At 73.1% G+C, this 26,046-nt stretch carries 28 protein-coding genes and 8 tRNA genes; 25 read left to right on the top strand and 11 right to left on the bottom strand.

What is annotated here, in order from left to right; translation table 11 throughout:
• Window positions 1-60 precede the first annotated feature (60 nt).
• From ACY34I_RS01690 to ACY34I_RS01630, 13 genes are all read left to right on the top strand, one after another.
• Window positions 61-1,368 (top strand): hypothetical protein, encoded by a 1,308-nt coding sequence (locus ACY34I_RS01690; protein ID WP_462751746.1) that lies wholly within the window; start codon window positions 61-63, stop codon window positions 1,366-1,368.
• Between the two features lie 71 nt (window positions 1,369-1,439).
• Window positions 1,440-1,850, top strand: coding sequence for an NUDIX hydrolase (locus tag ACY34I_RS01685; protein WP_462751744.1), 411 nt, complete (start codon window positions 1,440-1,442; stop codon window positions 1,848-1,850).
• A 182-nt stretch (window positions 1,851-2,032) separates the two neighbouring features.
• Complete coding sequence (locus tag ACY34I_RS01680) at window positions 2,033-2,155, top strand: hypothetical protein (protein ID WP_462751742.1); 123 nt, start codon at window positions 2,033-2,035, stop codon at window positions 2,153-2,155.
• Window positions 2,156-2,228: 73 nt separating this feature from the next.
• Window positions 2,229-2,300 (top strand) — tRNA-Trp (locus ACY34I_RS01675).
• Between the two features lie 109 nt (window positions 2,301-2,409).
• Window positions 2,410-2,482: transfer RNA gene (locus tag ACY34I_RS01670), tRNA-Pro, on the top strand.
• Window positions 2,483-2,513: 31 nt separating this feature from the next.
• Window positions 2,514-2,585, top strand: a tRNA-Glu gene (locus tag ACY34I_RS01665).
• Between the two features lie 27 nt (window positions 2,586-2,612).
• Window positions 2,613-2,686, top strand: a tRNA-Gly gene (locus ACY34I_RS01660).
• Between the two features lie 29 nt (window positions 2,687-2,715).
• Window positions 2,716-3,915: an RtcB family protein gene (locus tag ACY34I_RS01655; protein ID WP_462751929.1), complete on the top strand. Its 1,200-nt coding sequence runs from the start codon at window positions 2,716-2,718 to the stop codon at window positions 3,913-3,915.
• 39 nt (window positions 3,916-3,954) lie between these two features.
• Window positions 3,955-4,027: transfer RNA gene (locus tag ACY34I_RS01650), tRNA-Arg, on the top strand.
• Between the two features lie 24 nt (window positions 4,028-4,051).
• A tRNA-Gln gene (locus ACY34I_RS01645) sits at window positions 4,052-4,125 on the top strand.
• 227 nt (window positions 4,126-4,352) lie between these two features.
• A complete protein-coding gene (locus ACY34I_RS01640; RefSeq protein ID WP_462751740.1) occupies window positions 4,353-5,210 on the top strand; it encodes a group I intron-associated PD-(D/E)XK endonuclease in 858 nt (285 codons plus the stop codon).
• Window positions 5,211-5,345: 135 nt separating this feature from the next.
• A tRNA-Ala gene (locus ACY34I_RS01635) sits at window positions 5,346-5,417 on the top strand.
• A gap of 108 nt (window positions 5,418-5,525) precedes the next feature.
• Window positions 5,526-5,611 (top strand) — tRNA-Ser (locus tag ACY34I_RS01630).
• 72 nt (window positions 5,612-5,683) lie between these two features.
• Here the strand turns inward: ACY34I_RS01630 and ACY34I_RS01625 are convergent.
• From ACY34I_RS01625 to ACY34I_RS01615, 3 genes are all read right to left on the bottom strand, one after another.
• Window positions 5,684-6,052, bottom strand: coding sequence for a DUF3037 domain-containing protein (locus tag ACY34I_RS01625; RefSeq protein WP_462751738.1), 369 nt, complete (start codon window positions 6,050-6,052; stop codon window positions 5,684-5,686).
• Complete coding sequence (locus tag ACY34I_RS01620; RefSeq protein WP_462751736.1) at window positions 6,049-6,807, bottom strand: HipA family kinase; 759 nt, start codon at window positions 6,805-6,807, stop codon at window positions 6,049-6,051. The genes ACY34I_RS01625 and ACY34I_RS01620 overlap by 4 nt, the downstream gene beginning before the upstream one ends.
• A gap of 93 nt (window positions 6,808-6,900) precedes the next feature.
• Complete coding sequence (locus ACY34I_RS01615) at window positions 6,901-7,392, bottom strand: hypothetical protein (protein WP_148804319.1); 492 nt, start codon at window positions 7,390-7,392, stop codon at window positions 6,901-6,903.
• 121 nt (window positions 7,393-7,513) lie between these two features.
• Here ACY34I_RS01615 and ACY34I_RS01610 point away from each other — a divergent pair, with 121 nt between their 5' ends.
• The 3 genes from ACY34I_RS01610 to ACY34I_RS01600 all read left to right on the top strand — a co-directional run bounded on the left by ACY34I_RS01610 (window position 7,514) and on the right by ACY34I_RS01600 (window position 9,525).
• Entirely contained in the window at window positions 7,514-7,732 is a 219-nt protein-coding gene (locus ACY34I_RS01610; RefSeq protein WP_148804318.1) for a hypothetical protein, read from the top strand.
• A 63-nt stretch (window positions 7,733-7,795) separates the two neighbouring features.
• Complete coding sequence (locus tag ACY34I_RS01605; RefSeq protein ID WP_462751734.1) at window positions 7,796-8,386, top strand: hypothetical protein; 591 nt, start codon at window positions 7,796-7,798, stop codon at window positions 8,384-8,386.
• Entirely contained in the window at window positions 8,383-9,525 is a 1,143-nt protein-coding gene (locus tag ACY34I_RS01600; RefSeq protein WP_462751732.1) for a glycosyltransferase, read from the top strand. The genes ACY34I_RS01605 and ACY34I_RS01600 overlap by 4 nt, the downstream gene beginning before the upstream one ends.
• Here ACY34I_RS01600 and ACY34I_RS01595 read toward each other — a convergent pair.
• The 5 genes from ACY34I_RS01595 to ACY34I_RS01575 form a co-directional block, all read right to left on the bottom strand.
• Window positions 9,485-10,375: a Gmad2 immunoglobulin-like domain-containing protein gene (locus tag ACY34I_RS01595; protein ID WP_462751730.1), complete on the bottom strand. Its 891-nt coding sequence runs from the start codon at window positions 10,373-10,375 to the stop codon at window positions 9,485-9,487. The two genes, ACY34I_RS01600 and ACY34I_RS01595, sit on opposite strands and share 41 nt — an antisense overlap.
• Window positions 10,363-11,760 carry an ATP-binding protein gene (locus tag ACY34I_RS01590; protein WP_462751728.1) on the bottom strand — a complete coding sequence of 466 codons (1,398 nt, stop codon included), beginning with the start codon at window positions 11,758-11,760 and terminating at the stop codon, window positions 10,363-10,365. Before ACY34I_RS01590 ends, ACY34I_RS01595 begins: the two co-directional genes overlap by 13 nt.
• Before the next feature lie 7 nt (window positions 11,761-11,767).
• Window positions 11,768-12,448 (bottom strand): response regulator, encoded by a 681-nt coding sequence (locus tag ACY34I_RS01585; protein WP_462751726.1) that lies wholly within the window; start codon window positions 12,446-12,448, stop codon window positions 11,768-11,770.
• A 92-nt stretch (window positions 12,449-12,540) separates the two neighbouring features.
• Window positions 12,541-13,095 (bottom strand): AMIN-like domain-containing (lipo)protein, encoded by a 555-nt coding sequence (locus tag ACY34I_RS01580; RefSeq protein WP_462751724.1) that lies wholly within the window; start codon window positions 13,093-13,095, stop codon window positions 12,541-12,543.
• 139 nt (window positions 13,096-13,234) lie between these two features.
• Window positions 13,235-14,500: an MFS transporter gene (locus ACY34I_RS01575; protein WP_462751722.1), complete on the bottom strand. Its 1,266-nt coding sequence runs from the start codon at window positions 14,498-14,500 to the stop codon at window positions 13,235-13,237.
• On the opposite strand from ACY34I_RS01575, the gene ACY34I_RS01570 reads away from it, so the two are divergent.
• Together ACY34I_RS01570 and ACY34I_RS01565 are read left to right on the top strand one after the other, a co-directional pair.
• Window positions 14,499-15,575 (top strand): ArsR/SmtB family transcription factor, encoded by a 1,077-nt coding sequence (locus ACY34I_RS01570; RefSeq protein WP_462751720.1) that lies wholly within the window; start codon window positions 14,499-14,501, stop codon window positions 15,573-15,575. The genes ACY34I_RS01575 and ACY34I_RS01570 overlap by 2 nt on opposite strands.
• 4 nt (window positions 15,576-15,579) lie before the next feature.
• Window positions 15,580-15,999, top strand: coding sequence for an NUDIX domain-containing protein (locus ACY34I_RS01565; protein ID WP_462751718.1), 420 nt, complete (start codon window positions 15,580-15,582; stop codon window positions 15,997-15,999).
• Between the two features lie 83 nt (window positions 16,000-16,082).
• Here ACY34I_RS01565 and ACY34I_RS01560 read toward each other — a convergent pair whose 3' ends face one another.
• Window positions 16,083-16,403 (bottom strand): TraR/DksA family transcriptional regulator, encoded by a 321-nt coding sequence (locus tag ACY34I_RS01560; RefSeq protein WP_148804309.1) that lies wholly within the window; start codon window positions 16,401-16,403, stop codon window positions 16,083-16,085.
• Between the two features lie 73 nt (window positions 16,404-16,476).
• Window positions 16,477-17,292, bottom strand: coding sequence for a rod shape-determining protein (locus ACY34I_RS01555; RefSeq protein ID WP_462751716.1), 816 nt, complete (start codon window positions 17,290-17,292; stop codon window positions 16,477-16,479).
• 518 nt (window positions 17,293-17,810) lie between these two features.
• Here ACY34I_RS01555 and ACY34I_RS01550 point away from each other — a divergent pair.
• Entirely contained in the window at window positions 17,811-18,014 is a 204-nt protein-coding gene (locus ACY34I_RS01550; protein ID WP_462751714.1) for a hypothetical protein, read from the top strand.
• Between the two features lie 156 nt (window positions 18,015-18,170).
• Window positions 18,171-18,419 carry a potassium transporter TrkA gene (locus tag ACY34I_RS01545; RefSeq protein ID WP_462751712.1) on the top strand — a complete coding sequence of 83 codons (249 nt, stop codon included), beginning with the start codon at window positions 18,171-18,173 and terminating at the stop codon, window positions 18,417-18,419.
• Between the two features lie 9 nt (window positions 18,420-18,428).
• Here ACY34I_RS01545 and ACY34I_RS01540 read toward each other — a convergent pair whose 3' ends face one another.
• Window positions 18,429-19,673 carry a PucR family transcriptional regulator gene (locus ACY34I_RS01540; protein WP_148804305.1) on the bottom strand — a complete coding sequence of 415 codons (1,245 nt, stop codon included), beginning with the start codon at window positions 19,671-19,673 and terminating at the stop codon, window positions 18,429-18,431.
• Between the two features lie 192 nt (window positions 19,674-19,865).
• On the opposite strand from ACY34I_RS01540, the gene ACY34I_RS01535 reads away from it, so the two are divergent.
• The 5 genes from ACY34I_RS01535 to ACY34I_RS01515 all read left to right on the top strand — a co-directional run bounded on the left by ACY34I_RS01535 (window position 19,866) and on the right by ACY34I_RS01515 (window position 26,032).
• Entirely contained in the window at window positions 19,866-22,130 is a 2,265-nt protein-coding gene (locus ACY34I_RS01535) for a hypothetical protein (protein WP_462751710.1), read from the top strand.
• A gap of 304 nt (window positions 22,131-22,434) precedes the next feature.
• Entirely contained in the window at window positions 22,435-23,391 is a 957-nt protein-coding gene (locus ACY34I_RS01530) for a TolB family protein (protein ID WP_462751708.1), read from the top strand.
• 142 nt (window positions 23,392-23,533) lie between these two features.
• A complete protein-coding gene (locus ACY34I_RS01525) occupies window positions 23,534-24,325 on the top strand; it encodes a class I SAM-dependent methyltransferase (RefSeq protein WP_462751706.1) in 792 nt (263 codons plus the stop codon).
• A gap of 55 nt (window positions 24,326-24,380) precedes the next feature.
• Entirely contained in the window at window positions 24,381-25,382 is a 1,002-nt protein-coding gene (locus ACY34I_RS01520) for a hypothetical protein (protein ID WP_462751704.1), read from the top strand.
• The gene (locus tag ACY34I_RS01515; RefSeq protein ID WP_462751702.1) at window positions 25,379-26,032 is read left to right on the top strand and encodes a hypothetical protein; all 654 of its coding nucleotides are present in this window, start codon (window positions 25,379-25,381) and stop codon (window positions 26,030-26,032) included. The genes ACY34I_RS01520 and ACY34I_RS01515 overlap by 4 nt, the downstream gene beginning before the upstream one ends.
• Window positions 26,033-26,046: the final 14 nt, after the last annotated feature.

Here is a 26,046-nt window from a genome sequence, read left to right as displayed (position 1 = left end):
GTGGCACAAAGCCGGGGGAAGGTCAGCGTCACCTGCGCCGAGTGCGGCCACACGCGATCAGTGCGTGCGGCACTCATCCGCGGCTTCGACGCGCTGGTATGCGCGCGCCACCGCCTCCCCGAGGCGCCGGCCTCGCTGGTCGTGCCCGACGGCCACCTCGTGGCCGTCACCCCGGACGTCGCCGGATACTTCACCGGCTACACCGTCAGCGCCCCGACCCCCGCTCAGGCACGCTCGATCTGGCGCGCCACGGCGCTCGCCGCCGCCGCGGCCGGCCGCCCCGCCCCACCGCCGCCACCGGACGACGACCTGTCGGCCTGGCAGCCGGTCATCGACGCACTCACCGCCAAGCTCGGCCCCGACGGCTGGGAACTCGCCGACGCCGACTCCGAGCGTGGCCGCCGCGGCCGGGTGTGGACAGTAAAGATCTACACCGACTTCGGCTGGGCCGGATTCCTCGAAGGGTCACCGCGGCAGATCGCCGCAGACCTGGCCGCGATCCGCGACGACTACGCCCGACAGACCGCCGCTGCCGGACTGACCTGTCCCCGCTGCGACGCCGACCTGTCCCCGACCGCGCCCGCCAGTCGCTGCGACTGCGGCTCGATCGCCTGGCGGCCGGTCGCCTGGAACGCCCACGACCCGGTGTCCGGGATCGCCGACGCGCTGGCCTACATCGACGACGCCCCACCATATGAGGTCGCCGCCGAGCAGGTACTGCTCACCTGCCTGCTCGAACCCCACATCGAGTTGTACGCGGGCGACCCGCGACTGCCGGCGGTCACCTTCGAAGACATTGCGGCTGCGCTGCAGGTGCTCGTTCCGAACGCGCGCTGGGCGACGATCGGGGAACGGTTGCGCGCAGTGCTGCCGGTGGGCGCCCGCTGGGAGGGCGGCCGCGCCGCGCAGCTGCGCCAGGCAGCGAGCGCCCTGGGGTACGACTTGGTCCGCGCCCACCCGATCGACGACCTGCGTATCCCCTGCCTGAGGGCGAGCGACGACACCGACCGCAGCCTACCGAAGTGGTTCGACGTCACCGCCGCCGACGAGGGCTGGCAACTGCGGATCGACGCTGACGCCGGGCGGCTGCGGCAACGGTGCGTCGACGACCATCCGGACGTGGACGACGAAGACCTCGGCGAGGCCATCGACCAGGTGCTGGACGACCTCATCCTCTCCGACGACGATGTTACGTGGGCGGTAACCACCTACTGGTGGGAAGGCGCCCTCGCGGTCGCGCGCCCGATCGACGACCCGTGCGACCTTGCGGCGCTGACCGCGGCATTGCGCGAGGGCGTCGAGGCGGTGGCTGCCCTGCACGCCACCATCAGCACCCGCGTCACCGCCTTCCTCCGCGATGCCGAGTAGAGCGTCCTGCCGATCAGGTAGCGGCTCTGTGAGGACCTCTCTGCGTGTATCGGTCGTGGCATGCTCTTGCGATGGCCACGTATGACATCGCACTTGTGCTGCTTGTTGATCCCTCGGGCGCGGTGCTCTTGCAGCACCGCGACGAACACGCGCCCGTCTCGCCGAACCAATGGGGCCTGCCGGGCGGCTACGTCGAGCCCGGTGAGACGCCCGAGGAGGCCGCCCGCCGCGAGCTACTGGAAGAAACAGGCCTGACAGCGGGTGAGCTCCACCCGCTGTGGAGCGGCCCGCGCCCATATGAGGAGGGCTTCCCCCACACCGTGACCGTCCACGTCTTCCGCGGCACCACCAGGGCGCGCCAGGAGGACGTGGTGCTCGGCGAGGGACGCGCCATGGTGTTCGTCCCCCGGGATGAGGTACTGAATCGTGAGCTGGCGGTCTCCTCGGCGCTGGTCCTGCCCCTCCACCTCAAGGACGCATGACCCGTGCCGGTACGGCAGCCAGAGCAGGCCCATCGACCGTGAGGTGGATCTTCGTGCGCTGGCCCGCCTGACCGATTGCCCCGGCTGATGCCAGGCGTACGAATATCCATTGCCATCCGCCCGCCGGCCCGCCTACCGTGAGCGGGCAACATCAACCGGCACCACCACCCAGGGAGCACACCGTGTCGCAGCAGAACCGCACCCAGGCCGAGCGGCCCGCGCCGCGCGGCGGTGCCCTGCTGCCGGAATCCGGCCTGGGCGGCTGCCGACGGCAGCTCTGGCAACCAGGGTGGTGGCGCGCCTAGCGCCAGCGCGAGACCCGCGCAGCCGCCCGCCCCGAGACCAGGGACCGGGCGGCTTTTTCATCACCCCGATCCAAGGGGCGTAGCTCAACGGAAGAGCACCGGATTCCAACTCCGACGGTTGCAGGTTCGAATCCTGTCGCCCCTGCTCCACCCCGTCCCGGCCGCCGGCCGGCGACGTCGCACCTTCTCAACTCCACAGTGGACGGCATGAGTACTGTCCCGGCCCGGCGTCCCTCCCGACGCCGGCCGGGCCTCCGGGACGAGGGAGCTGGCTGACCCGCTCGCCTTGGGCGCGAGAGACACGCGGTTCGATTCCGCGGTCCCGGACTTTCTCGGACGGCAACCCGCCGTCCCACGCGGGCCGTTGGAGCAATGGCAGCTCACCCGGTTCTCACCCGGGAGGCTACGGGTTCAAGTCCCGTACGGCCTACGCCGGTCCCACCTCCGGGACCACCTCGCGGTTGTAGCGCAGCCAGGCAGCGCGTCACCCTGCCACGGTGAAGATCGCCGGTTCGAATCCGGCCAACCGCTCGGACATCACTCAGCACAAGGAGACGACGATGGGCTACACCCCGCTGGCCGGCACCCGGGCGCCGGTCCGGGTCTGGACCGACCCCTACAGCATCGAGGCGCAGGCCGCCAAGCAGCTGCGCAACATCGGTGCGCTGCCCTGGGTACAGGGGGTCGCCGTCATGCCGGACGTGCACTTCGGCAAGGGCGCCACCGTCGGCTCAGTCATCGCCATGCGCCAGGCCGTCTCGCCGGCCGCGGTCGGCGTCGACATCGGCTGCGGCATGTCGGCGGTGCGCACCTCACTCACCGCGGCCGACCTCCCGGACGACCTCGCCCCGCTGCGTACCGCGATCGAGGCGGCCATCCCGGTCGGCTTCGCCATGCGGGACGACGCGGTCGACCCGCGCCGGATCCGCGGCCTGGAGCAGCGCGGCTGGGACGACTTCTGGCGGCGCTTCGGCACCCTCGACCGAAAGGTCGCGCAGCTGGAGACTCGGGCGCAGCGCCAGCTGGGCACCCTCGGCGGCGGCAACCACTTCATCGAGGTCTGCCTGGAGCAGGGCGGCCCCGACGACGGCCAGGTCTGGCTGATGCTGCACTCCGGGTCCCGCAACATCGGCAAGGAACTCGCCGAGCGGCACATGGCGGTGGCCCGCGGGCTGCCGCACAACGTCGACCTGCCCGACCGGGACCTCGCGGTGTTCCTCGCCGGCACCCCGGAGATGGACGCCTACCGTCGGGACCTCTGGTGGGCGCAGGAGTACGCGCGCCGCAACCGGGCCGTCATGCTCGCCCTGCTCTGCGGGGTGGTGCGCGACGAGTTCCCGCACGTGACGTTCGACGAGCCGACCAGCTGCCACCACAACTATGTGGCGGAGGAGACGTACGACGGGGTGGACGTGCTGGTGACCCGCAAGGGCGCCATCCGGGCCGGCAAGGGCGACCTCGGCATCATCCCGGGGTCGATGGGCACCGGCTCGTACATCGTGCGCGGCAAGGGCAACCTGGACGCGTACTGCTCGGCATCGCATGGCGCCGGGCGCCGGATGTCGCGCGGTCAGGCGAAGCGGACGTACAGCACCGCGGACCTGGCGGCGCAGACGGCCGGCGTGGAGTGCCGCAAGGACGCCGGGGTGGTGGACGAGATCCCCGGCGCATACAAGGACATCACCCAGGTGATGGCGCAGCAGGAGGACCTGGTCGAGGTGGTGGCGCACCTCAAGCAGGTGGTCTGCGTGAAGGGTTGACCAGACCGGCGCCCCTCGGGGGGAGGGCGCCGGTCACCCGCCCCGGTGGCGCAGCGGAGAGCGCGCCGGTCTACGAAACCGGAAAGCCCAGGTTCGAATCCTGGTCGGGGCACGGTCCGCCGCTCGGCGGACACCATGCGAGCTGGTGCAACTGGGCAGCACGTCCCTTTCTGGAAGGGAAGGTTGGAGGTTCGAGTCCTCCGCTCGCAGCACCCGCCCTCGTAGCCCAACGGGAGAGGCAGCGGCAGTGAGCCGCCGCGGCAGCCGACGGTCCCACCTGGGCGACCATTAGGCAACGCGCTGACCCCCGGCCGGCGAGACCGCGGCTCGCCGGCCCCTCGCGGGCTGGTGTAACCGGGCACTTCACCTGGCTCTGCTCCGTGCTCTGGGCTCAGGTAGCCTAACGGGAAAGGTGGTTAGTAGCCTATGGTTAGGCTATGCCGAGACCTAGAACCTGGACCGACGAGCAGCTCGCGAAGGCAGTACCCGGCTCCGCCTCATGGGCGGAGGTGACGGAGCGCCTCGGATTGAGCATCCATGGCAAGAACTACAGGCGCCTCCTGGGCCACGCCATGCGTCTCGGGATCGACACCTCCCACCTCAAGAGCCAGGCGAAGGCGGTACCGATCCACTCCCCAGAGGCTGGGTCGGGTGATCTGAGCTGGCTAACGAGGGAGCAGTTGGCGGCAGTTGTGGACGATTCAACTTCACTGGCAGAGGTGGCCAGGAAGCTGGGCCTTCCGGGTCGGGGGAGGACCTACGAGCGACTGCAGAGCGCGGCGGAACGGCTGGGCGTGGACCTCGGCGACCTTCCCGGCCAGGCCTGGTCTCGCCACCCTGTGCCCGCCCTGCAGGTGCCCTTCGCGCGAGAGTTCGACGTAATGAACCTCCACAAAGTTGGAGCAGCGGCGGCAATGGCCTGGTTCCTCAGTCGCGGGTACATGGTCTCTCTACCTGTCGAGACGACGACGTACGACCTCGTGGTCGAGTCTGACGAGGGACTGAAGCGAGTGCAGGTCAAGACCAGTCGAAGCGGCAAGACTGTAGGGATCACGAAGACGCAGTACGGAGGTAGCCCCGCTCGACCTTCGACTGGAAAGTACGGCAGCCGCCCATACTGGAAGGGAGAGGTCGACCTGTTCTTTGTTTATGCCGGCGACGGCGCGATGTACCTGATCCCGCTGGAGGCGGTTTTCGGCATGACCTGTCTTAGCCTTCCGAAGTATTCGAACTACAGGTTGCCCGCCGGCAAGGCGCCACGGGAAGGCGCAGCGGGCCTTGTAAGCCGGCCATAGCCAGTTGGAGCCTGGTCGCCTGTCGGCGCACAACAGTCACACGCGCTCGTGATGGAAGATTAGGTAGAAACATGCGGTTCAGGCCCGTGTACGGGGAAGGGTGGTGGGAGCTCGACTCTGCCCGAGCGAACGCATGGGGCTGTAGTTCAGTTGGTAGAAATCGCATTCGCACTGCGAAGGCCGACGGTTCGATTCCGCTCGGCTCCAGTCTTCCGGTCGCTGGCCTGGGGGACCATGCTGGTGTTGCTCAGTGGCCAGAGCAGCCGTTTTTCAGCTGAAAGACCGCGGGATTGGAGTCCCGCCGTCAGCGCGCATGGAGGGTTCGCCGCCAGGCGCGGCAAGCGGTTGCTAACCCATCGCGGCCCCCGGGCCGTCGAGAGGTTCGACTCCTTCACCCTCCGGGCACGTGGGTTCGAATCCCACCTCGGTCTCGATCCGCCGTCCACTGTGCGGTTGATCGTCGCGCCGCCGGCTCAGCGCACCAGCGTCTCCAGCAGCCGGTCCAGCTCCGCCGCCGGGTCGGTGGTGAGGCCCGTGTGCACCGGCCCGGCCTGGATCATCGTGCTGCGCGGCGCGACCAGCCAGCGGAACCGTTCGCCGTGCCGCATTCCTGCCGACGGGCCGTCCCCCATGCAGGTGCGGTCCCACGAGCGCAGCGCCGCGGCGACCTCGGTCAGGTCCACGTCGGGCGCGAGCGCCCGGGCCCGGTCGGCGTCCAGGTGGGTACGCGCGCCGAGGAAGTCGAGGCCCTGGCAGTAGAGGATCACCCCGACGTTGATCTGCTCGCCGCGCTCGATTCGGGGCACCAGGCGGATCACCGCGTACTCGAAGGGCTGTCTCATGCGACGCTCTCCTGCGGCAGCCAGTCGGCGGTGCGGGCGACCCGCCGGGCGAGGTGGTCGGCGTACGCGGCCCGGGCCGTGTTGGCGGAGTCGAAGTCGGGGCCGGCCAGCCATTCGTCGGGGACCAGGGCCAGCACCTCGGTCAGCAGTGCGGGGGTGACCCGCGGTGCCAGGTCGGCGTCCGCCTCGGCCAACTGGGTGGCGTACGGGGCGAGCACGTGGTCGTCGGCCCGGTACGCCCGGTGCACGGCCGCTTCGGCGCGCGGCCAGTTGTGGTGGAAGTACAGGCAGGCGCCGTGGTCGATCAGCCACAGCTGCCGGTGCCAGATCAGCAGGTTGGGGTTGCGCCAGCTGCGGTCGACGTTCTCGGTGAACGCGTCGAACCAGAGCACCCGGGAGGCGAGCGCCGGGTCGACCGGGTGCGCGATGGGGTCGTAGCCGAGTGCCCCGGGTAGGAAGTCCATCCCGAGGTTGGCCCCGCCGCTGCCGCGCAGCAGCTCCTGTACCTCCTCGTCCGGCTCGGCCCGGCCGATGACCGGGTCGATGTCGAGCACCACGAGGCGGGGTACGGCCAGCCCGAGCCGGCGGGCCAGTTCCCCGCAGATCACCTCGGCGACGAGGGCCTTCGGGCCCTGTCCCGCGCCGCGGAACTTCGCCACGTAGGTGCCGAGGTCGTCGGCCTCGACCACGCCGGGCAGCGAGCCGCCCTCCCGCAGGGGGGTGACGTAGCGGATTCCGGTGACCTGGCGCAGCACGGCACCCACCCTAGTGCGGCGGCCACGGGGCTTCGCCGCGTGTCCGGATCTCATGGATTCTCGCTGGGCGGGGGAGCGACTCAGTGGGCCGGGTCAGGTGCCGGGCCACCCCTCGACCGGGTGTACCCGCACCGGGTCCAGGTGCAGTTCGTAGGGGGTGTAGCAGTCGGCGGCGAGCGTCGCGAGCTGGTTGCCGCAAGGGCATGCCCGGTTCGGGCCGTGCTGCCCGGTCGGGCCGCAGCAGCCGGAGCTGTTCTCCCAGTTGGGTAGCGGCTGCAGGGCGGGGGCGTCGTCCGGGTGGATGACGACGGTGTTCCGCGGGCCTGCCGAGATCACGAAGGCATCGTCGATCACCATGAGGTTCCCTCGTGGTTGGCACGGTTCCGGGTTCTGGTCGTCCTGCGGTATGTAGGGTGCGCCCCAGGGGTCCGGCTCGACGGCGTAGTGACCGAGCGGCACGGTGGAGGGGAGCCGCCGTGTCTTCGGGTCCCGGTCGGCCTCGTCGGGCGCGTCGGGAACGGTCGGCAGGGCGGCCAGGTCGGGCGTCAGCGCGACGCTGCAGCGGGCGCACAGGAAGACGGTCACGGCGGCATTGTCCCGCGGGTCCATCCATGCGTGATCACCGTTCGCGCGGGGGTGAGTGGCGGGCTGGTCCTGGCCTCGCTAACGGGCCCGTGCGGACCCTCGCTTCGCTACGGTGAGTAGCGTGGCGATCGCGAAGCTGCGCCTGCGTGGCGGGCCGTACGACGGGATGCACGTGGACTGGGAAGTGCCGGACGCGGACGATCCGCCGGTGACCTACCAGCTGAAGCTGCACGGACCCCATGAAACGGCGGAGACCGTCGAATATCGCCGGGTGGAGCGCGCGCCGGCGGGCGCGATCGAGTCGTGGATCTACGAGACGCCGGCGGCCACCACCGGGTAGGTGGAGTCATTTTCGTGTCAATGTCATTGATGCGAAAGCGGGTCGCGGTGTTCAGTGAAGGTTGTGAACGCCAAGCGGACCTACGTACAGACGGCGCGGGCCGCATCGGCGGCGCGTACCAGGCAGCGCATCGTGGATGCCACGGTGGCGCTGGTCCGGCGGCAGGCGTCGGTGGAGATCGTGCTCACCGACGTGGCCGAGTCCGCCCTGGTTAGCGTGCAGACGGTGCTGCGGCACTTCGGCAGCCGGGACGGCCTGTTCGAGGCGGCGGCGGCGCAAGCAGTGCAGCAGGTCAGTGCGGAACGACGCGCCCCGGCCGGCGACGTCGATGCCGCCGTAGCGGCTCTCTTCGACCATTACGACCGCTGGGGCGAGGTGATGCTGCGCTTCCTCGCCCGTGAGGCGCACGACCCGAAGGTCTACGCGGTCACCGAGCAGGGGCGCGAATTCCATCGTGACTGGGTCGGGCAGGTCTTCGCGCCGATGCTCGCGGCCCGGCCGGCCGGCGCGCGGGAGGCGGTCACCGATCTGCTGGTCATCGCGACGGACCTGTACACCTGGAAGCTTCTCACCCGAGACCGCCGGTTGGCCCGGGAGCAGGCCGAGGCGAGGGTCCGGCAACTCATCGCAGCGATTCTTGGGGAGTCGTCATGACGTCATCGCTGTTCGTCACCTGGGACGGTGGCGGCAATGTGCCGCCGGCGCTCGGTGTCGCCGCCGAACTTCAGCGCCGCGGGCACGCGGTCCGGATGCTCGGCCACCCCGGGCAACGGCAGGCGGTGGAGGCGGCCGGGTTGCGTTTCGAGCCGTACCGGCACGCCCGCGCCTGGTCGCCGGTGACGCGTGCCAACAGCCCGCGGTGGGCCATGAACTATCTACGACTGTTCACCGAGACGGCCGTGGGTGTCGATGTGGCCGAGTCGCTGCGCCGCGAGCCGACCGACGTCGCGGTGGTCGACTGCATGCTGCTGGCGGGGATCAAGGCCGCGCAGGACCTCGCCGTCCCGCAGGTGACGCTCATGCACACCGTGCACCGCTACCTGCACGATGCCTGGGTGCGGGGGCCGATCGGAGTGGTCGCCCGCGCCAAGGGCATGCCGCCGGCGCGGCTGTGGCGCCGCAGCGACCTGAGCCTGCTGGTCACCGTGGCGGACCTGGACGAGGCCGCGGCGCTGCCCGCGAACGTGCGGGTCACCGGCCCGGTGTGGCCCGCCGGCGCGCCTGCCCCGATGCCCCACGCGGCGCGGCAGCCACGGATCCTGATCAGCCTCAGCTCGATCTACTACGTCGGGCAGAAGGCGGTGTTGCAGTCGATCCTGGAGGCGGTCGCCGACCTGCCGGTGCAGGCGGTGCTGACCATCGGCCACGGCGTCGCGGCCGACGAACTCCGCCCACCGGCCAACGTCGAGGTGCACCAGTTCCTGCCGCACGCACAGGTCCTGCCGACCGTGAGCCTGGTCGTGGGACACGCCGGTCACAGCACCACCATGCAGGCGCTCGCGCATGATCTGCCGATGGTGCTCATCCCCATGACCCGGCTGGCCGACCAGCCCGCGGTGGCCCGGGCCGTCGCCCGTCAGGGCGCCGCCACCGTGTTGCACAAGACCGCCTCGGTCGGCGACATCCGAGCCGCGATCGTCCAGATGCTCGGCGATGGCCCGCACCGTGATGCCGCGGCCCGGCTCGGCAGGCAGATCCGCTCGGCCGACGGTGCGGCGGTCGCCGCCGACCTGATCGAGAAGCTGGCCGTGCCTAACCCCCGGTCAGGACGACCGGAACGGCCACGACGTTGACCCGGGAACCGTCCCGGGCGGACACCTCGTACACCTCGATCGTGCCCGGTCCGGTCCGGTCCAGCCGATAGCCGACCCGGATCCGGTAGTCGCCGCGGCAGCCGGAGCCGCAGGTGGCGGTGGTGAAGGCGGTGCCGACCTCCCGGCCGGCCGGGTCGAGGACCCGGACGCTCACGGTCGCCTCGAAGACGTCGGCGGTCCCGGTCACCGTCACCGGGCTGGTGACCCGGTCGCCGACGGACGGGGCGGTCACCACGATGGGGGGCAGGAGGTCGGCGTAGTCGCCGCGCCCGGTGGGTGTGGTGCCGCTCGGGCCGAAGGCCACCCGGCGCACGGTGGGGAACTGGGTCAGCGTCCAGACCACCTGGGCGTGGCGCAGCCGCACGCTGGCCGCCCCGCCGGCGTCGATGCCGGCCGGCGGGGCCAGCGTCGCCACTCCGTCGGCGATGTGGACGACCTGGCCGCCGGGCGGGACGAGGGTGGTCAGCCCGGTCGCCGTCTCGGCGCGGCTGGGGCCGGTGGCCAGTTCGGCGAGGGCCAGCCGGGACGTGGTGAGGGTGGCCGGCAGCGTACGTCGGGTCGGGGCGAGCTTCCCGTCCCGGGTGAACCAGAGCTGCACGGTGATGGTGCCGCTCGCGGTGGTGTCCGGGGCGAGTGGGGTGGAGGACGCCGACGGTTGACGGCGGCTCGGCGACGGGCTGGCCGGGTGAGTCCGGCTGGTTCCGGTCGGGGTGGCGGCGGCGCTGGTGGATGCGCCGGCGGGGGCCGGGCCGAGGGTGCCGGTGCGGGCCGGCGCGCAGCCGGCGGTGAGCAGGAGCAGCGCCGCGAGCGGCGCGGTCAGGCGTCGCATGGGTCACCTCCGTGGTCGAGGGGGAGTGCGAGCTGGAAGCGGGTGCCCCGGCCGACCTCGCTGTGCGCCGCCAGCCGCCCGCCGAGCAGCCGGGTGTTCTCCAGGGCGATGGCCAGGCCGAGGCCGCTGCCGGGTCCGGTGCGGGCCGGGTCGGCCTTGTAGAAGCGGTCGAACAGGTGTGGCAGGTGCTCGGCGGGGATGCCGGGGCCCTGGTCGGTGACCTCGACGAGGACCTTCCCGCCGGTGTGGCGTACCTCGGCCCGGACCTCGCCGCCGCCGTGTTCGACCGCGTTGGACACCAGGTTGGCCAGCACTCGTTCCAGCCGGCGCGGGTCGGTGTGGGTGGTGGGCGCCTCCCCGGCCACGGTCACCTGGTCGGCCCAGCCCCGCGCGTCGACGATCCCGCGGAGCAGCGCGGCGACGTCCACCGGCCGGATCGACACGGGCTCCCGCCCGGCGTCGAGGCGGGAGATCTCCATCAGCTCCTCGACGAGCCGGCGGAGCCGGACCACGTCGGTGACGAGGAGTTCGGCGGCGCGGCGGGCGTCGGCGGGGAGCGCGTCGAGCTGGTCGGCGAGCAGCGACGCCGCGGCCACCAGGGCGGTGACCGGGGTACGCAGTTCGTGCGCCACGTCGGCGGTGAACCGCCGCTCCCGGGTCTGCGCCTGGGACAGCGCCTCGATCTTGTTCTCCAGCGCCTCGGCCATCTCGTTGAACGACACGGCCCACCCGCTGAACTCGTCGCGGCCGTGCACCGGCAGCCGGGTGTGCAGCAGGCCTTCGGCCACGGCCCGGGCCGCCCGGCTGGCCCGGCCCACCGGTTCCAGGGTGCGTCGGGCGAGGGTGTTGCCCACCGCGGCGGCGAGCAGCACCACCGCCCCCCAGCCGACCGCCAGCGCGGTGCGGAGCTGGTGGAGGCCGTCGGCGAGGTCGTCCTCGACGGTCACCACGTACAGCTCGGCGGTGGAGCCGGGGATCCGGCCGCCGACCACGAGCAGGTGCGGCCGGGCGCCGCCGGGGGAGCGCTGGAAGCCGAGCTGCCCGGCGGCGACCGCGTCCCGCAGGGCCGGGCCGGGCGTCGGCGCGTAGCGGGGGTTCGACGCCTGGGTGCCGCCGGCGACCAGCAGCACGTGCCGTCCGCTCTGCTCGAAGCTGGCCAGCAGGTCCGCCTGGCGGGCGTCGGTCAGCGGCAGGAACTGGGCGGCCAGGACGAGCTGGTAGCGGGCGTCGGCGGCGGCGCGTTGCAGCGAGCCGTCGAACCGGGCCTGCCGCAGCATCAGGTACGACCCGCCGGCGAGCGCGCCGGCGGAGACCCCGGCGACGAGTACGAACGCGACGACGAGCCGGCGCCGCAGGCGCCCGGGCGCGACCCTGCCCGCGGCCATTGCGCCGTCACCCCGTCGACAGCTTGTAGCCCGCCCCGCGCACCGTTTTGATCAGTGCCGGGGCGGCGGGGTCGTCCTCCACCTTGGCACGCAGCCGTTGCACCGCCACGTCCACGAGCCGGGAGTCGCCGAGGTAGGTGTGCCCCCACACCCGGTCGAGCAGCAGTTCGCGGGTGAACACCTGCCCGGGTCGGCGGGCCAGCTCCAGCAGCAGCCGGAACTCGGTCGCGGTGAGGGTCAGCTCGCGGCCGGCCTTGCGGGCCACGAACCGGGCCGGGTCGATCTCCAGCGGCCCGGCCGTCACGGTGGTCTCGGTGACCGGGGCGACCGCGCGGCGCAGCACCGCGCGGACCCGGGCGACCAGTTCCGGGAGGTCGAACGGTTTGCGCAGGTAGTCGTCGGCGCCGCACTCCAGTCCGACGACCACGTCGATGGTGTCGGTGCGGGCGGTGAGCATCAGGATCGGCACCTGGCTGGTCCGCCGGATCTCCCGGCAGACCTCGAAGCCGTCGAGGCCGGGCAGCATCACGTCGAGCACGATCAGGTCGACCGGCCGGGCCCGCCACGCGGCGAGGGCCGTGGGGCCGTCGACCGCGGTGTCCACCCGGAACCCGGACCGGCGCAGGCCGAGGGCGGTGACCTCCCGGATGGAGGCATCGTCCTCGACGACCAGCACGCGGCCCTCCATGCGGCTCAGGGTAGCCGGGTGCGACACTGCGGGACCCTGGCATAACGGTCGGTGATGGGGGCCCGGTCGGCTCCCCATCACCGCCGCCGCACTCACGCCTGCCACTGGTGGGCCACGTCGAGCACGATCCGGCTGTGCGTACCGGGGCCGTTGAGCACGAAGACCCGGAACGGCAGCCGGGCGCGGACGCCCACGGCGAAGGTGGTGTAGCCCTCGAAGCTGCCGCCGAAGACCACGTCCCGCAGGGTCCGGTAGCCCAGCGCGTTCGCGGCGTGCTCACCGGTGCGGTACGGCACGGTGGCGGCGTGGTGCTCGTCGTACGCCGGGGCGCGCAGCGAGACCCGCAGCAGCGCCCCACCGGCGGTGTACGGGGACAGTGTGAGCCCCTGCCCCTCGGTGTGGGTCTCCCCGTACGCGACCGACCAGCCGTCGGCCGGGCCGGCGAACTCGAAGACCACCCGGTCCCAGCACTCGTGCCGCCCGGTGCGGACCTCGACCAGCGGGGCCGTGCTCAGCGCGCCGCCTGCCCTGGCGGTGCTGCCCCAGGTGATCCCGCAGTACGGCGTGGCCGCCGCGGCCCCGCCGACGCCGGCGACCAGCCCGCCGAGCACGACGACCAGCGCCACCAGCGCTCTCCTGATTCTCATCGCTGTCCTCCTGTCGATACCCGGGACGAGCACCGGACCGTCTCCGGTGGTCCCGTGGCTCGACGGTCGGCCCGCCGTGCCACGGTGGCTTCGCAGCGGGGTAACCGGCGGGTAACAGTGCCGCCCGCACGGCCAGGGGTCACCGGTCGGCCGGCGGCAGCGCGGCCGGCTCGGCCAGGGTGCGCAGCGGCGAGCGGAACACCGGCAGCCATGTCAGCGCCACGCCGATCGCGCCGACCCAGAGCGAGGTACGCGGGCCCGCGTACTGGCCGAGCAGGCCGGCCAGCCCGGCGCCGACCGCGATCGCGCCGGTCAGCAGGAATCGGAAGGTGGCGTTCATCCGGCCGAGCAGCGCGTCCGGGGTGACCCGCTGCCGCAGGCTGACTCCGATCACGTTGCCGATCCCGGTACGCCAGGCCAGCGCCAGCCAGCCGAGGCCGGCCAGCCACAGCCAGGCTCCGGTGTCGACCAGCGCGACGAGGGCGCCGGCCGGCGCGACCAGCACCCCGGGCAGCCACAGCGCCCGGCCGTGCCCGATCCGGGCGGCCAGCGGACGGGCCGTCACCGCGCCCAGCAGCGCGCCGACCCCACCGGCGCCGAGGAAGAGTCCGAGCACGCCGGCGCCGAGCCCGAGCTCGCGCAGGAAGACCACCGGCAGCATGGTGGTCATCAGGTTGACCGTGAGGTTGATGCCGGCCAGCGAGAGGGCGAGCGGGCGCAGCAGCGGGTTGCCGAGCACGTGCCGTACGCCCTCGGCGAGCTGCCGGCCGAAGCCGCCGGCCGGCCGGTCCCCGCCGGGCCCGGTCGTGGTGGTGGGGCGTACCCGGGTGAGGGCGAGCGCGGAGAGCAGGTGGGTGACCGCGTTCAGGGCCAGCGCGAGCGGCGCCCCGAGCCACTGCACGAGCACCCCGCCGAACCCCCGACCGCCGATCTGGACGGTGGCGTTGGTGGTCATCAGCAGGGAGTTCGCCGCCACCAGCCGGTCCCGGCCGACCAGCTCCGGCAGGAAGCTCTGCGCGGCCACGTCACCGAAGACCGTGGCGACGCCGGTGAGCAGCACCACCGCGTAGAGCTGGCCGATGGTCAGCGCGTCCGCCCACCAGGCCACCGGGATCGAGGCGTACAGGGCGGCGCGGGCCAGGTCGGCGGTGAGCATCACGGTGCGGCGGGGTGACCGGTCGACCCACACCCCGGCCGGCAGGCCGATCACCAGGAAGGCGGCGGTGCCGAGCACGGCGAGCAGGCCGACCTGCCCGGGGGTGGCGGCGAGCACCGACACGGCCAGCACCGGCACGGCCAGGTAGCCGACCTGGTAGCCGAGGCTGTCGGCGAGGTTGGCGGCGTAGACGTAGCGGAACGGGCGGGGCCAGCGGGTGGCTGCCGTCGAGGGTGTGGTCACGGTCATGGCCGCGAGCCTGGCCGCGACCGCAGCCCCGGTCGATAAGTTTGAGCTGCGTCGAATCCACGGGGAGGTGCCGGTGCTGAGCGTCGCGTTGGGGGTGCGGGACCTGGCGAACATCCGGTTCGCCGTGTCGCCGCTGTGGGAGGCGGTGGCCAGCGTCCGGGTGGTCAAGAACCCGGACCAGTTTCCGGCACATCTGCCCTGGCACCGGCAGGTCCGGCCGCGGCTGTCCGCCGTGGACTGGCGGCTCTTCGCCGACCTCGTGCCGGTGCCGACCGTAGTGATCCCGTCGTTCGTCTGCCCGCCCCCGCCGGCCGCGCAGCCCACCATCGAGTGGGAACTGGCCGCGCTCGCCGCCACCCCGCCCGAGACGGTCCGCGCCGGCCTGGACGAGCTGCCCGGCCCCCGCTCGCCCCGGCTCGCCGCGCTGTACGCCGACCCGCCGGCCGGGCTCGCCCGCCTCGCCGAGGCGATCGCCGGGTACGTCGAGGCGGCGATCGCCCCGTACTGGCCGCGGATGCGGACGCTGCTGGAGCGGGAGGTGCTCGTCGGCGCGGGGCGGATGGCCGCCGACGGCGTGCGCGGCCTGCTCGACCGGATCGACCCGTACGTCTCGTGGGACGACGGCACGCTGCACGTCGACCACCTGACCCGCGCGGGCGCGGTCGACCTGGAGGGTCGAGGCCTGCTGCTGATCCCGTCGGTCTTCGCCGGCGCTCGGGTCTGGTCCAATCTCACCGAGCCGGCCGCGCAGCCCCTGCTGCGCTACCCGGCCCGGGCGGTCGGGACGCTCTGGGAACGCAGCGCCGCCCCGGCCAGCGAGGCGCTCGCCCGGGTGCTGGGGCGGACCCGGGCCACCCTGCTGCACGAGCTGGCCGTGCCGGCCGCCACCACCGAGCTGGCGCGGCGCTGCGGGCTTTCCGCCGGCACCGTGTCACACCACCTCACCGCGCTGCGCGACGCCGGCCTGGTGGGCACCCACCGGGCCGGCCGGTTCCTGCTCTATGCCCGGACCAGCTCGGCCGAGGCGTTGCTGGCCGGGGCCGGGCCGGCCGAGCGGACCGATGCCGCACAATGAGCCGATGTCCGCGCGTACCCCTTCGGTGTCCTGCGTCTTCGTCTGCCACGACGGTGCCGGCCGGCTGCTGCTGGCCCGGCGCGGCGCCGGCGCCCGCGACGAACCCGGCACCTGGGACACCGGCGCCGGCGCGCTGGAGTTCGGTGAGACGTTCGAGGCGGCCGTCACCCGCGAGGTCCGTGAGGAATATGCGACGTCGCCGTTGGCGATCACGCTGCTCGGGGTACGCAACGTGCTGCGCGACGACCCGCCCTCGCACTGGGTGGCGGTGGTCTTCGCGGTCCGGGTCGACCCGGCCACGGTCGCCATCGGTGAGCCGCACAAGTTCGACCGGCTCGGCTGGTACACCCGCGACGCGCTGCCCACGCCGCTGCACTCGCAGCTCGCGCCCACCCTGGCGCTGCTACCGGACCACCTGGCCTGACCTGGCCGTCCGGGGTGGCGAGCCACCCCGGACGGCCGTGCCGGTCGGCAGACCGCGGACGCCGCCATGGACGGTGCCCGCGCTCAGACCCGCTGCTTCTGCTGGCAGGGGACGCAGTGGCGGGCCCAGGGCAGGATCTCCAGCCGGGCGACGGGAATCTCACCGCTGCAGCTCTCGCAGCTGCCGTAGCTGCCCTCCGCCATGCGCCGCAGCGCCGCCGCGGTGTCCGCGATGCCCTGGCGGGCGGTCTCCATGAGCCCGCGCAGGGTGTCCGGGTCGTAGCCGCCGTGGCCGGGCTCCCGGGCGTGCGCGGTGAGCGCGGTGAGTTGACCGGTGTGCTCCTCGAATTGCCGTTCGAGGATGTCGCGCAGGGACTTCGCGCGGTCGCTCAGCGTGTCGGTCATGGCGTGGGTACCTTTCACTGGACGCGCCGGCACGGGACCAGCGCGAGGTTGGGGAGGGGTGGGCGGACCAGGCTCAGTCCGCGGCCGGATGGCGGGCCGCAGCCGCCGCGGCCAGGCTCGCGCCGGTCAGCGCGGCCGTGCGAGGTCCCGCGGCGCGGTGCACCGGGATCCCGGTCATCGCGGCGAGGCGCTCTCGCAGGTTGGGTCGGGTGGCGCCGTCCCCGACGATGACCATCCCGCGGGTCAGCGCGCTGGCGGCCGACGGCACGGCCTTCGCGCCCTGGGTCAGCTCCCGCACCAGGCGGGCGAGCGTGTCGGCGAGCATCTCGACCGTGGTGCCGTGGGCGAGGTCGCCGGTGCCGAGGTTCAGCCGCCGGCCGGCGACGACCTGGCTGTCGCGCAGGACCGCCACCTCGGTGAGCTGGGCGCCGATGTCGGCGACGAGCAGTGCCCCGGCGCCGGCGCCGGCGCCGATGGCGGCGGCGCGCACGGTGTCGATGAACAGCAGTCGCGCGGGCGCGAACACCGCGTCGAGGACCTGCCGGGTCGTGTCGTGGTCGGTGGGCGTCGCCAGCAACGGACGGCAGGCGACGACCAACGGCCGGGCCGGCACCGTGATGTGGTGCTGTCGCAGCAGCTGAGCCAGCGCGGCGGCGCACCCGGCACCGTCGACGATCTGGCCACGCCGCACCAGCGGCCGGATCTGCCGGTCGCCGACCGGGGTGCTGAGCGTCCCGTGGCTGCCCACCCGGATCCGCAGTTGCCCGCTGCCGAGGTCGACAGCGATGGGGCTGGGGCGGGTGGTGGCGGGCCCGACGGTGCTGGTGAGCACGGACCCGGAGCCGGCGGTGTGCCGCTGGCGACCGGTGGGGGCCTGGACGACAGGCATGCCGACCTCTTTTTCAACGGTGGATGTGACGATGCCGCCGCCCGGACGTGGGGCGGCGGGAAAGACAACGGAAGGGGCTGACCTCAGCGGTCGCGGTGGGTCGCGGCGGTCAGCCGCTGACCGTGCCCGGAACCCCGAGCGGCCCCGGCCGGCGGGGCGCGGATCGGCGACGGGGACGGCGTGAGGTCGTCGCGGCGCCGCCGGGAGACGTCGGCGGGGCGGCCGCGGCGCGACCGGCCGGCACGGGTGGCAACACCACCATGCTGGTCGTCATCACCCACCTCCTCGCCGGTCAGGAACCTGTCGGACCTCCAGCGTCGGCCGGAAGCGGCGGTCTGACATGGCCCGCGGCCGGCCAACATCCGGCGGCTTCGTTGCCGGCCACCGGCGATGAAGCGCCGGTGGCCGGTGTCCGAGGCGGCACCGGCTGGACCTCCGTCCGGTGGTTCCGGTGCGCGCGTCGGCGGCGGTGGTGCGGGCGGCACCGGCGGGGCCTGTCGGAGGGCTATGGTGACCGCATGCCACCCCACCGGCACCGGTCCGACGTCGCCCAGCGCAGCGCCCTGGCGATTCTCGTGCTGGTCGCCGTGCTCACCGCGTTCCGGCACGCCCGCCCGGCCGTGGGCCTGTGCATCGTGGTCAGACTGGCGAAGGCCATCCCGGGATGCGTGCCCGCGTGGTCGGCCGACCGGGCGCCGCCGGGGCGCCCCGCCGTCAGCTGACGCGCACCCGAACCCGCACCCTCAGTCCCGGTCCGGTACCCCTGCACCTCGGCGTCGCGGTCCCGCCGCGCGCCGCCACCGGCCGTGGTCGGCGTCGGCCGACCGCTACGGGATCGCGGGCACCCGTCACCAGCCCTTCCAGTACGGAGCACCCCAATGAAGATCGAACGTACGCCGTTGCCGGGCATCGGAGTGCGGCACACTTTCACGACCGCGCAGGGTCGCCGGATCGGTGTGGTCGAGTACCGGGGGCAGGACCGGCGGGACGTGATCCACGACGACCTGGACGACCCGGACAGCACCTGCGGTTTCCGCCTCACCCGGTCCGAGGCGGTGGCGCTGGCCGGCCTGCTGGGCCTGCTCGAGGTGGTCGAGGTCGCCGCCGGCGGCGACCGGTGCGGGTGAGGCCGCTGGCTACGCGGCGGGACCGGGCAGTGGGTGGCGCGGCCAGTCCAGCGCTCGCGCGCCGTACACCGCGGCCTGCAGGGTGAACCGGTCGCTGGGGTCGTTCGGGTCGTAGCCGCTGAGGGTCCGGATCCGGCTCAGTCGATAGGTGACCGTGCGGACCGACACGTGCAGCCGGCGGGCGGCCTCGGTGGCGACGCCGCCGGTGGCGAAGTACGCGTCGAGGGTGTCCAGCAACGGCTGGGCGCCACCGCGGGCGTGTCGCAGCGGGCTAAGCACCGCCTGCACCAGGTCGACGATGGCCGGCTGGTCACGCAGCAGGACACGGTAGATCAGCAGGTCGTGGGCGTCGATGACGGGCGTGTCGGCGTTCAGCCGCTGCGCCATCGTCAGCGCCTCCCGGGCCTCCTCGTAGGAACGGGCGATGCCGTACAGACCGGGGTGCGGGCGCCCGACCGCCACCTGCCATGGGCCGCCACGCGGCAGGCGGTCGAGTTCGTTGTGCATCAACCGCCCAAGGTCGCCGACCGCGCCCCGACCGCGGCCACCCCGGTCGGGGGCCACCGCGTCGGCGGGGGCGATCACCACCAGCAGCCCCTCCTTGGTGGCCACCAGCACGTCCCGGTCACCGAGGCGATCGAAGATGACGGCCTCCAGCGCGCTGATCGCCGCGTCGGTGTCCGGCAGCCGCCGGCTCGGTGCGGCCAGCGCCACCTGGTGCACCCGGGCCAGGTCCAACCCGAACGGCTCGGCCCGCTCCACCAGGCCGCCCAGGTCGGAGTCGCCGCGCAGCAGGTCGTCCACGAGCTCCCGGCGCAGCGTCTCCTCGCGCCGGACCAGGTCCCGGCGGGCGGCGGCGTAGCCCTCGGCGAGGGTCGCCACCGCGCTGTCGACGACGTGCAGCACGGCCTCGGCGGACGCGCGTACCCCCGCGCTGTCGGTGGGCGTGGTCAGCTGCGGCAGCTGCTGCCACAGCCGGCGGGCCGCCGACAGGTACAGCTGGACCGCGCGCCCGGCCGACACGCCCTGCTCGGCGGCGCGCCGCCCGAGCACACCGACGGCGTCGAGTTCGGCGCGCCGGGGTCGGCGCCCGGTCACCGCCGCCTCCGCGAGCAGCCACAGGTAGTCACCGAGCAGGTCCACCGACACCCCGCCGGCGTCGGCGCTGGCGGCCCGGGCCACCGCCGCCAGGCACGCGTCCCGGTCGGTCTCGATCGCGGGGCCCTGGCCGGACCGCCGGACGCCACCGGTCATCGCCGCCACTCCTCCTGGCCCGTCGCCGGTTCATCGCCGATCCGGTCCCGGCCAGCTTAGCGAGGGGGCGGGGGCGGTCGCCGGAGCCGGCATCGCCGCGCATAGCGGTTCCGGTCCGGGGTATGCGCGCGCGGCAGGCTCGAGCGGGCCCGCGGCGGCCCATGGCCGACCCGACGGCGTGATCAGGGGCACATGTCGCGAGATGTGGTGGAGCTGCGCGTACACGGGGTCACCGGGGTGCGGGCGGAGGAGTTGCTGGACCACCCGGTGGTGGTCCGGGTCGCCGGTGACCGTGACGCCGGCTTCTACCGCCCCCGCCCGGGCTTCGGCGTCACGTCGGGGCCGGGCGGGGTGGTCATCGAGGCGTACCAGTGGCGGAACCTGACCGCGAGCACGGTGTCCCGGACGCTGTCGCTGATCTTCCTGCTGCCCTTCATGTTCAGCAACCTGGCGGCGTGGCTGCGGCCGCCGGGCGGCAACGGCGACACGGTGAAGGCCCTGTGCCGGGTGCTCGGCGCCACCATCACCGTCATCTTCGTGCTGTCGATCATCGGCGTCACCGTGGACCTCGTGGGCTGGCAGTGCGTGCAGTACCGGCCGTGCACCGCCGGGCGGGGATACCTGGGCTGGCTCGCCGCGTTTCCGATCGGACCCCGGCTGGTCGTTCTCGCCGTGTTCCCGGCGGCCACCATCCGCCTCATCTGGTGGGTGGGTTCGCGCTCCGCGCGCTCCTACGAGGCGTTCGAGTCCACGTACGGCACCTCGGGGGCCCCACCCGGGGACCGGCTCGACGCCCCCGGCTTCTGGAGCGGGGAGGTCCTTGTCGGGCGGCTCCGCTCGATCCACGTGGCGATCGCGTACGGCACGCTCGACGTCAGCGTCGTCGTCGCCCTCTTCACCCTGGACCGCCGGCCGGTCGGTGTCGCGCTCATCGCCGCGGCGGTGCTGCTCCTGGCCGCCTGCGTGGTGCTGCTCTGCCTGCCCGCGCTGAGCTCCCCCCACACCGGCTGGGACTGGACCAGGTTGGTCATCCGGCCACTGCGGGTCGCGGTCGCCGCGATCACCGTCCTGAGCATCGGGTACGCCGCCCTGCCGCGTCCCCCCGTACCCAAGGGTGGGGCGCTGCCCGGTTTCGCCCTCAGTGTCAATTCGGTGATCCTCGGACAGGCCGCCTTGCTGGTGGCGCTAGGGGTGATCACCGTGTGGCAGCAGCGGGCGGCCCCACCCTCGGCGCGGGCGTTCTTCCGGGGCCTGGGCGCCCCGGTGTTCGGCGCGATCGCGGCGGGTCTCGCGGCGACCATCACCGCGGGGCTCGTCTATCGGGCGGCCGACATCCTGGACCGGGGCAACATCCCCGGCCCGGGGCATCCACCGCCACCCGGCGCCCCGCCGCTCGACCCGCCGATCGCCTACCGGTGGGAGGCGCTGGGCGCCCTCTTCACCGTGCTGCTGGTCGCCGTCGTGGGCCTGTACGCGGGCCGGTTCAGCCGGCGGCGGCGGGAACGGGTGGCGGAGCGGATCAGCCGGGAGGACTTTCCCGACGCGCCGCCGCAGGCCGCCGGGCAGATCCAGCGCGTCCGCCGAGCGATCAGCAGATCGCGCCTCGCCGAGCAGTTCAGCCCGCTGCTCGTCGTGTACTTCGTGCTCTCCCTGCTCAGCCTCGTGTTCACCGCGCTCGACCTGATCGAGATCGGGCCGACTCAGCTGGCGCAGCAGTTCAGCGGGAACCGCCAGACGTTCGTGGGGCTCGCTGCCTACCTCACCGACGCCGGGACGATCTCGCTCGGGTTGATCATCGTCGGGCTCGTGTTGATCGGTCTCATGGCCTACGTCTCCCCTGAGGTCCGGCGGGCGGCCGGGGTGCTGTGGGACCTGGGCACCTTCTTCCCCCGCACGACCCACCCGTTCGCGCCGCCCTGCTACGCCGAGCGCGCCGTGCCGGAGCTCGCCAAGCGGGTGAGCGCACTGGCCCGGAACCAGAAGGTGGTGCTGTCCGGGCACAGCCACGGCTCCGCGCTGGCCGCGGCGGCCGTCCTGCAACTGCCGCCGGAGATGCTGCACCGGGTTGCCCTGCTCACCTACGGCTCGCCGCTGCGCCGGCTCTACGGACACCTGATGCCGGCCTACTTCGGCGAGGACGTGCTACGCGAGCTCGGCGAGCGCGTCGGGTGGCGGTGGCGCAACCTCTGGCGGAACACCGACCCGATCAGCGGGGCGATCTTCTCCACACACCGGCCGGGCGAAGCACCCGCCGTCGAGGGTCCGGCCGCCCAGGTCGACGTACGCCTGCGCGACCCGCGCGCGGTCACCGTCAACCCGATGGACACGGTCCCGCCGCCGATCGAGGCGCACTGGCCGTACCACACCGACCCCCGCTACACGGAGGTCGTCATCGAACTCGCCGACTGCCTCGACCGGCAGGGGCCTACCGAGGGTGGGCGCACCGCGTCCGGCTGACCTGGTCGGCCACGCGACATTCCGCGGCGGCGTGCCACCAACCGGGCGGCGAGGGGCCGTCCACGACCGAGGTCGGTTGGTCAGGGTGCAGCCCGAGCGGCCGTAGCGCCCTGCCGTGGACCATCACCCGGTACCAGCCGTGCCATCGACCGTCGGGCCCCGGGCCGCAGGCCAGGTCGTAGCGGCTGCGCGCCCGACCCTCGTCCGACCGGCCCATCCCGCCCGGGCCGGTCGTCGGATACACCGTTGACCCTCGCTTGAGGAGGGTGGACCGGACATCGTCATCCACCACGGGGGTGTGCACATGACCGAACTGAACCGTCGTGCCCTGCTGCGTACCGCGGCACTGGCCGGCGCGGCCGCGGTGACCGGTGTGGCCGGGGGACTGGCGGCGGCGCCCGCAGCGGCGGCGGAGGCCACCGAGGTGGTCAACGGGCCGTGGCTCGTCACGGGCAGCGCGGGTCTGCTCCAGATCAACCCCGGCCACACCACGCCGCAGGTGCTGCTGACTAACGGCTACGACGCCACCACCTCGCCGGACGGCCGCTACGTGGCCGTGAACAACCTGCGCTACGAGGGCGAGACCGGGTCGAACCTGTCGCTGTTCGACCGGGTGACCGGCGAGGTCCGGAAGGTGATCAGCGACCCGTTCGGCATCTCGTACCAGTGGCCGACCTGGTCCCCGGACGGCACGGAGGTCGCCCTCGTCGTCGACCGCGAAACGCTGGTCGCGGTGAACGTGGCCACCGGCGCGCGGCGGGTGCTCGTCCAAGGGCACAACATGACCCGTCCCAACTGGTCCCGGGACGGCTCCATGATCGTCATGGAGTGGACCAGCCGCTCGGAGGGCCGGCAGTTGCGCATGCTGGAGCTGGCGACCGGCAAGGTGCGGCGGGTCTACCAGCCCGACGAGGGTGAGCGTTTCGGCTGGGCCGTCTTCATGCCCAACTCGGAGCGGGTGGTGTTCTGCACCAACCGCTGGTACCGCGACGTCGACCTGCCACTCGGCGAGGACTCGCTCGCGTCGGTGCGGCTCGACGGCACCGGCCTCAAGAAGCTCACCGACGAACCGCGGATGTACCTGTCGCCGGTGTTCTCGCCCGACGGGCGCTACTGCGCCGCGCTGTCGGTGCCGCCGACCAACGAGTACCCGGACGGCGGCAACATCATCGTCTCGACCAGCGGCTTCGGCGACCAGTGGTGGATCCCCGGCGACGAGTACGACGACAGCATGCGGGTGGACTGGGCCCGCGCGATCTGACCCGGGCACGACCCGCGACGCGGCGGCCGGCTTCCCGGCCGCCGCGTCGTCGTCGGCCCGGATTTCCTCGCCGCTTCGCGGGGGTGGTGCGAGGCTGTAGGCGGGCGCCGTCGCCGGACCCGGCGACCGCAGTGGAGGGTGCATGGGCGAGCCGCCGATCGGAGCCTCGTCCCGTAGCGCCCAGGCGCACGGCCGGCGCGCCAACCGGCGCAGCTATCACGACGGCGTGCAGGTCAACGGGTACGTCGACGACCCGTACCACCGGATCCGCCGGGCGGTCGCGGCCCGGCTGATGGTCGACGGCGTCGTCGGTGGACGCCCGGTGCTGGAGCTGGGTTGCGGCCCGCGGAGCATGCTCGACCCGGCGGAGCTGCCCGGTCCGCTGGTGGTGGCGGACATGGCGGAGGCGGCGCTGGGCGAGGCGCGCCGGGCCGCCCACTGCCGGGCCGTGCCAGTCAGCCTGGACGCCACCCGTAGCCTGCCGTTCCGCACCGGCAGCTTCGCCGGGCTGCTCACCGGGGAGCTGATCGAGCACGTGTACGACCCGGTGGCGCTGCTGCGGGAGTGCCACCGGGTGCTCGCCCCGAGCGGCCTGCTGGTGCTCACCACCCCGAACCTGGCCCCGGTCCAGGACCGGCTGGCGTTCCTCTTCGGACGGGCCCCGCGCCAGGTCGATCCGCTGCACCCCTACCTCTGGCTGCACATCCGGCCGTTCACCGCGTCGCTGCTGCGCCGGGCGCTGCGGCAGGCCGGGTTCGCGCCGCTGGCGATCCGCTCCAACCACGTCGGCTGGCGGCTGCCCGGCGGGCGCTGGGTGGCCTCCCGGCTGCTCGCCCGACTCGCGCCGGGGCTCGGCGGATCGTTGATCTGCGCCGCCCGCCGCGGCACCGCTCCACCGTCACCGAAAGGCACCGACCGGCTGAACGGTGCGTGATGGTGATATTGACAAAGGGCTATCATGAAGGCTCCGCCGTCGACCGGGGGGTGTCATGGCGCGCGTGGTCACCTGGGTCGTCAAGAATCTCGACGCGTTCATCGGGCTGGTGCTGGCCCTGGTCGTCGCGATCCTCGGGCTGAACAACACGGTCAGCCAGGACGTGGTGAACAGCGTCATCCTGCTCGTCCTCGGCGTGCTCGCCCAGGCGCTGCTGCGCGACCGGCTACGCCGGCAGACCGCGGAGCACGAGGTGCGGGAGGTCATCCACGACACCCGGGCCCAGCTCGCCGAGCTGGTGCCGCAGCTGCGCGAGATCAGCGGCCCGGAGGGGGCGCTGAAACGGGCCCGCGAGGCGATCGACAGCGTCACCATGGTCCGCGTACTGCACGGCAGCGAGGTCGGGCAGGCCCTGGCCGAGGCCCGCCGGCACACCGACCGGTGGACCTTCAAGGGCGGCACCGGCACCTACACCCGCGCGGTCACCCTGCCGGAGTGCCTGGAGCACGCCCGCCGGCGAAACGCCACCCTGCAGTTCGCCATCGAGATCATCGACCCGACCGACGAGGCGGTCTGCGAGCGCTACGCGCAGTTCCGGCGCAGCCTCGCCCCGGACGCGCCGGGGGAGCGGTGGACGGTCGACCGCACCCGCAAGGAGTCCTACGCCACCGTGCTGGCCGCCTGCTGGCACCGGCAACGCTCCGGGCTGCTTACCATCGACGTGCGCCTCTCCGCGCAGATGACCACCTTCCGCTACGACCTCTCCTCCAGCTGCGTCATCATCACCCAGGAGAACCCGCAGACCCCGGCGCTGCGGATCGACCGCACGGAGCTCTACTACAACCGCTACAACATCGAGTTGCAGTTCAGCCGCGAGCAGAGCCGACGGGTGCCCATCGAGGCCGCCGGGCAGGTCAAGCTCGACGACGAGCCCTCCGTGGAACAGGTCCGCCGGCTGTTCACCGCGCTCGGACTGCCACTACCCCGGTCCTTCGGCGACCGCGAGGTCGCCGACATCGTCAGCCGGGCCATCCAGGCGAGGAACCCGTACGCATGATGACCTACGCCGACCTCGAACGCGAGATCGACCGGGGCACCCGGCCGGAGCTGCTTCGCGACTGGGTGCTGACCGTCCTCGACGACGTCGCCGAGGGGCGGCGACCGCTGCTGGCCGTCCGCCACCCGCTCGGCTTCACCTGCCTGCCGGTGGAGCGTGCCGGTCCCAACGGCGTCTGCGTGCACGCCTGGCCGGCCGGCCCGCCGGCCGGGCAGCCGACCACGTCCGCCATGCACTCACACAGCTGGGACCTGCTCAGCCACGTGCTCCACGGGCGGGTCCGCAACGAGCTGATCGAGGTGACCGACGCGCCCGTGGACCCCGCCTGGCGGGTGTACGAGGTGCACAGCCGCGGTGACGTCGACGAGATGGCCGCCACCGACCGGCTGGTGACCGCAGTGACGGCCACGGTGGAGACCCACTCCGCCGGCGACTCGTACGCGTTGCGCGCCGGCGGCTTCCACACCTCGGAGGTGGACCGGGGGCAGCCGGCGGTGACCGTGGCGCTCGGCCGGACCACCCCCGGCGCGTGCGACCTCAGCCTCGGCGCGGTGGACGGGCGCAGCCACCGGGTACGCCGGAACCGCTGCGACCCGGCGGAGACCGCGCGGATGGCGCGGGAGATAGCTCAACTGGTGGCACGGGGCTGAGTGGCTGGAGGAGC

It is taken from the genome of Micromonospora sp. RTBAU3-60 (assembly GCF_054963695.1).
Note: the sequence above shows the minus strand (reverse complement) of the source record. Positions and strands in the feature narration are given on the sequence as shown.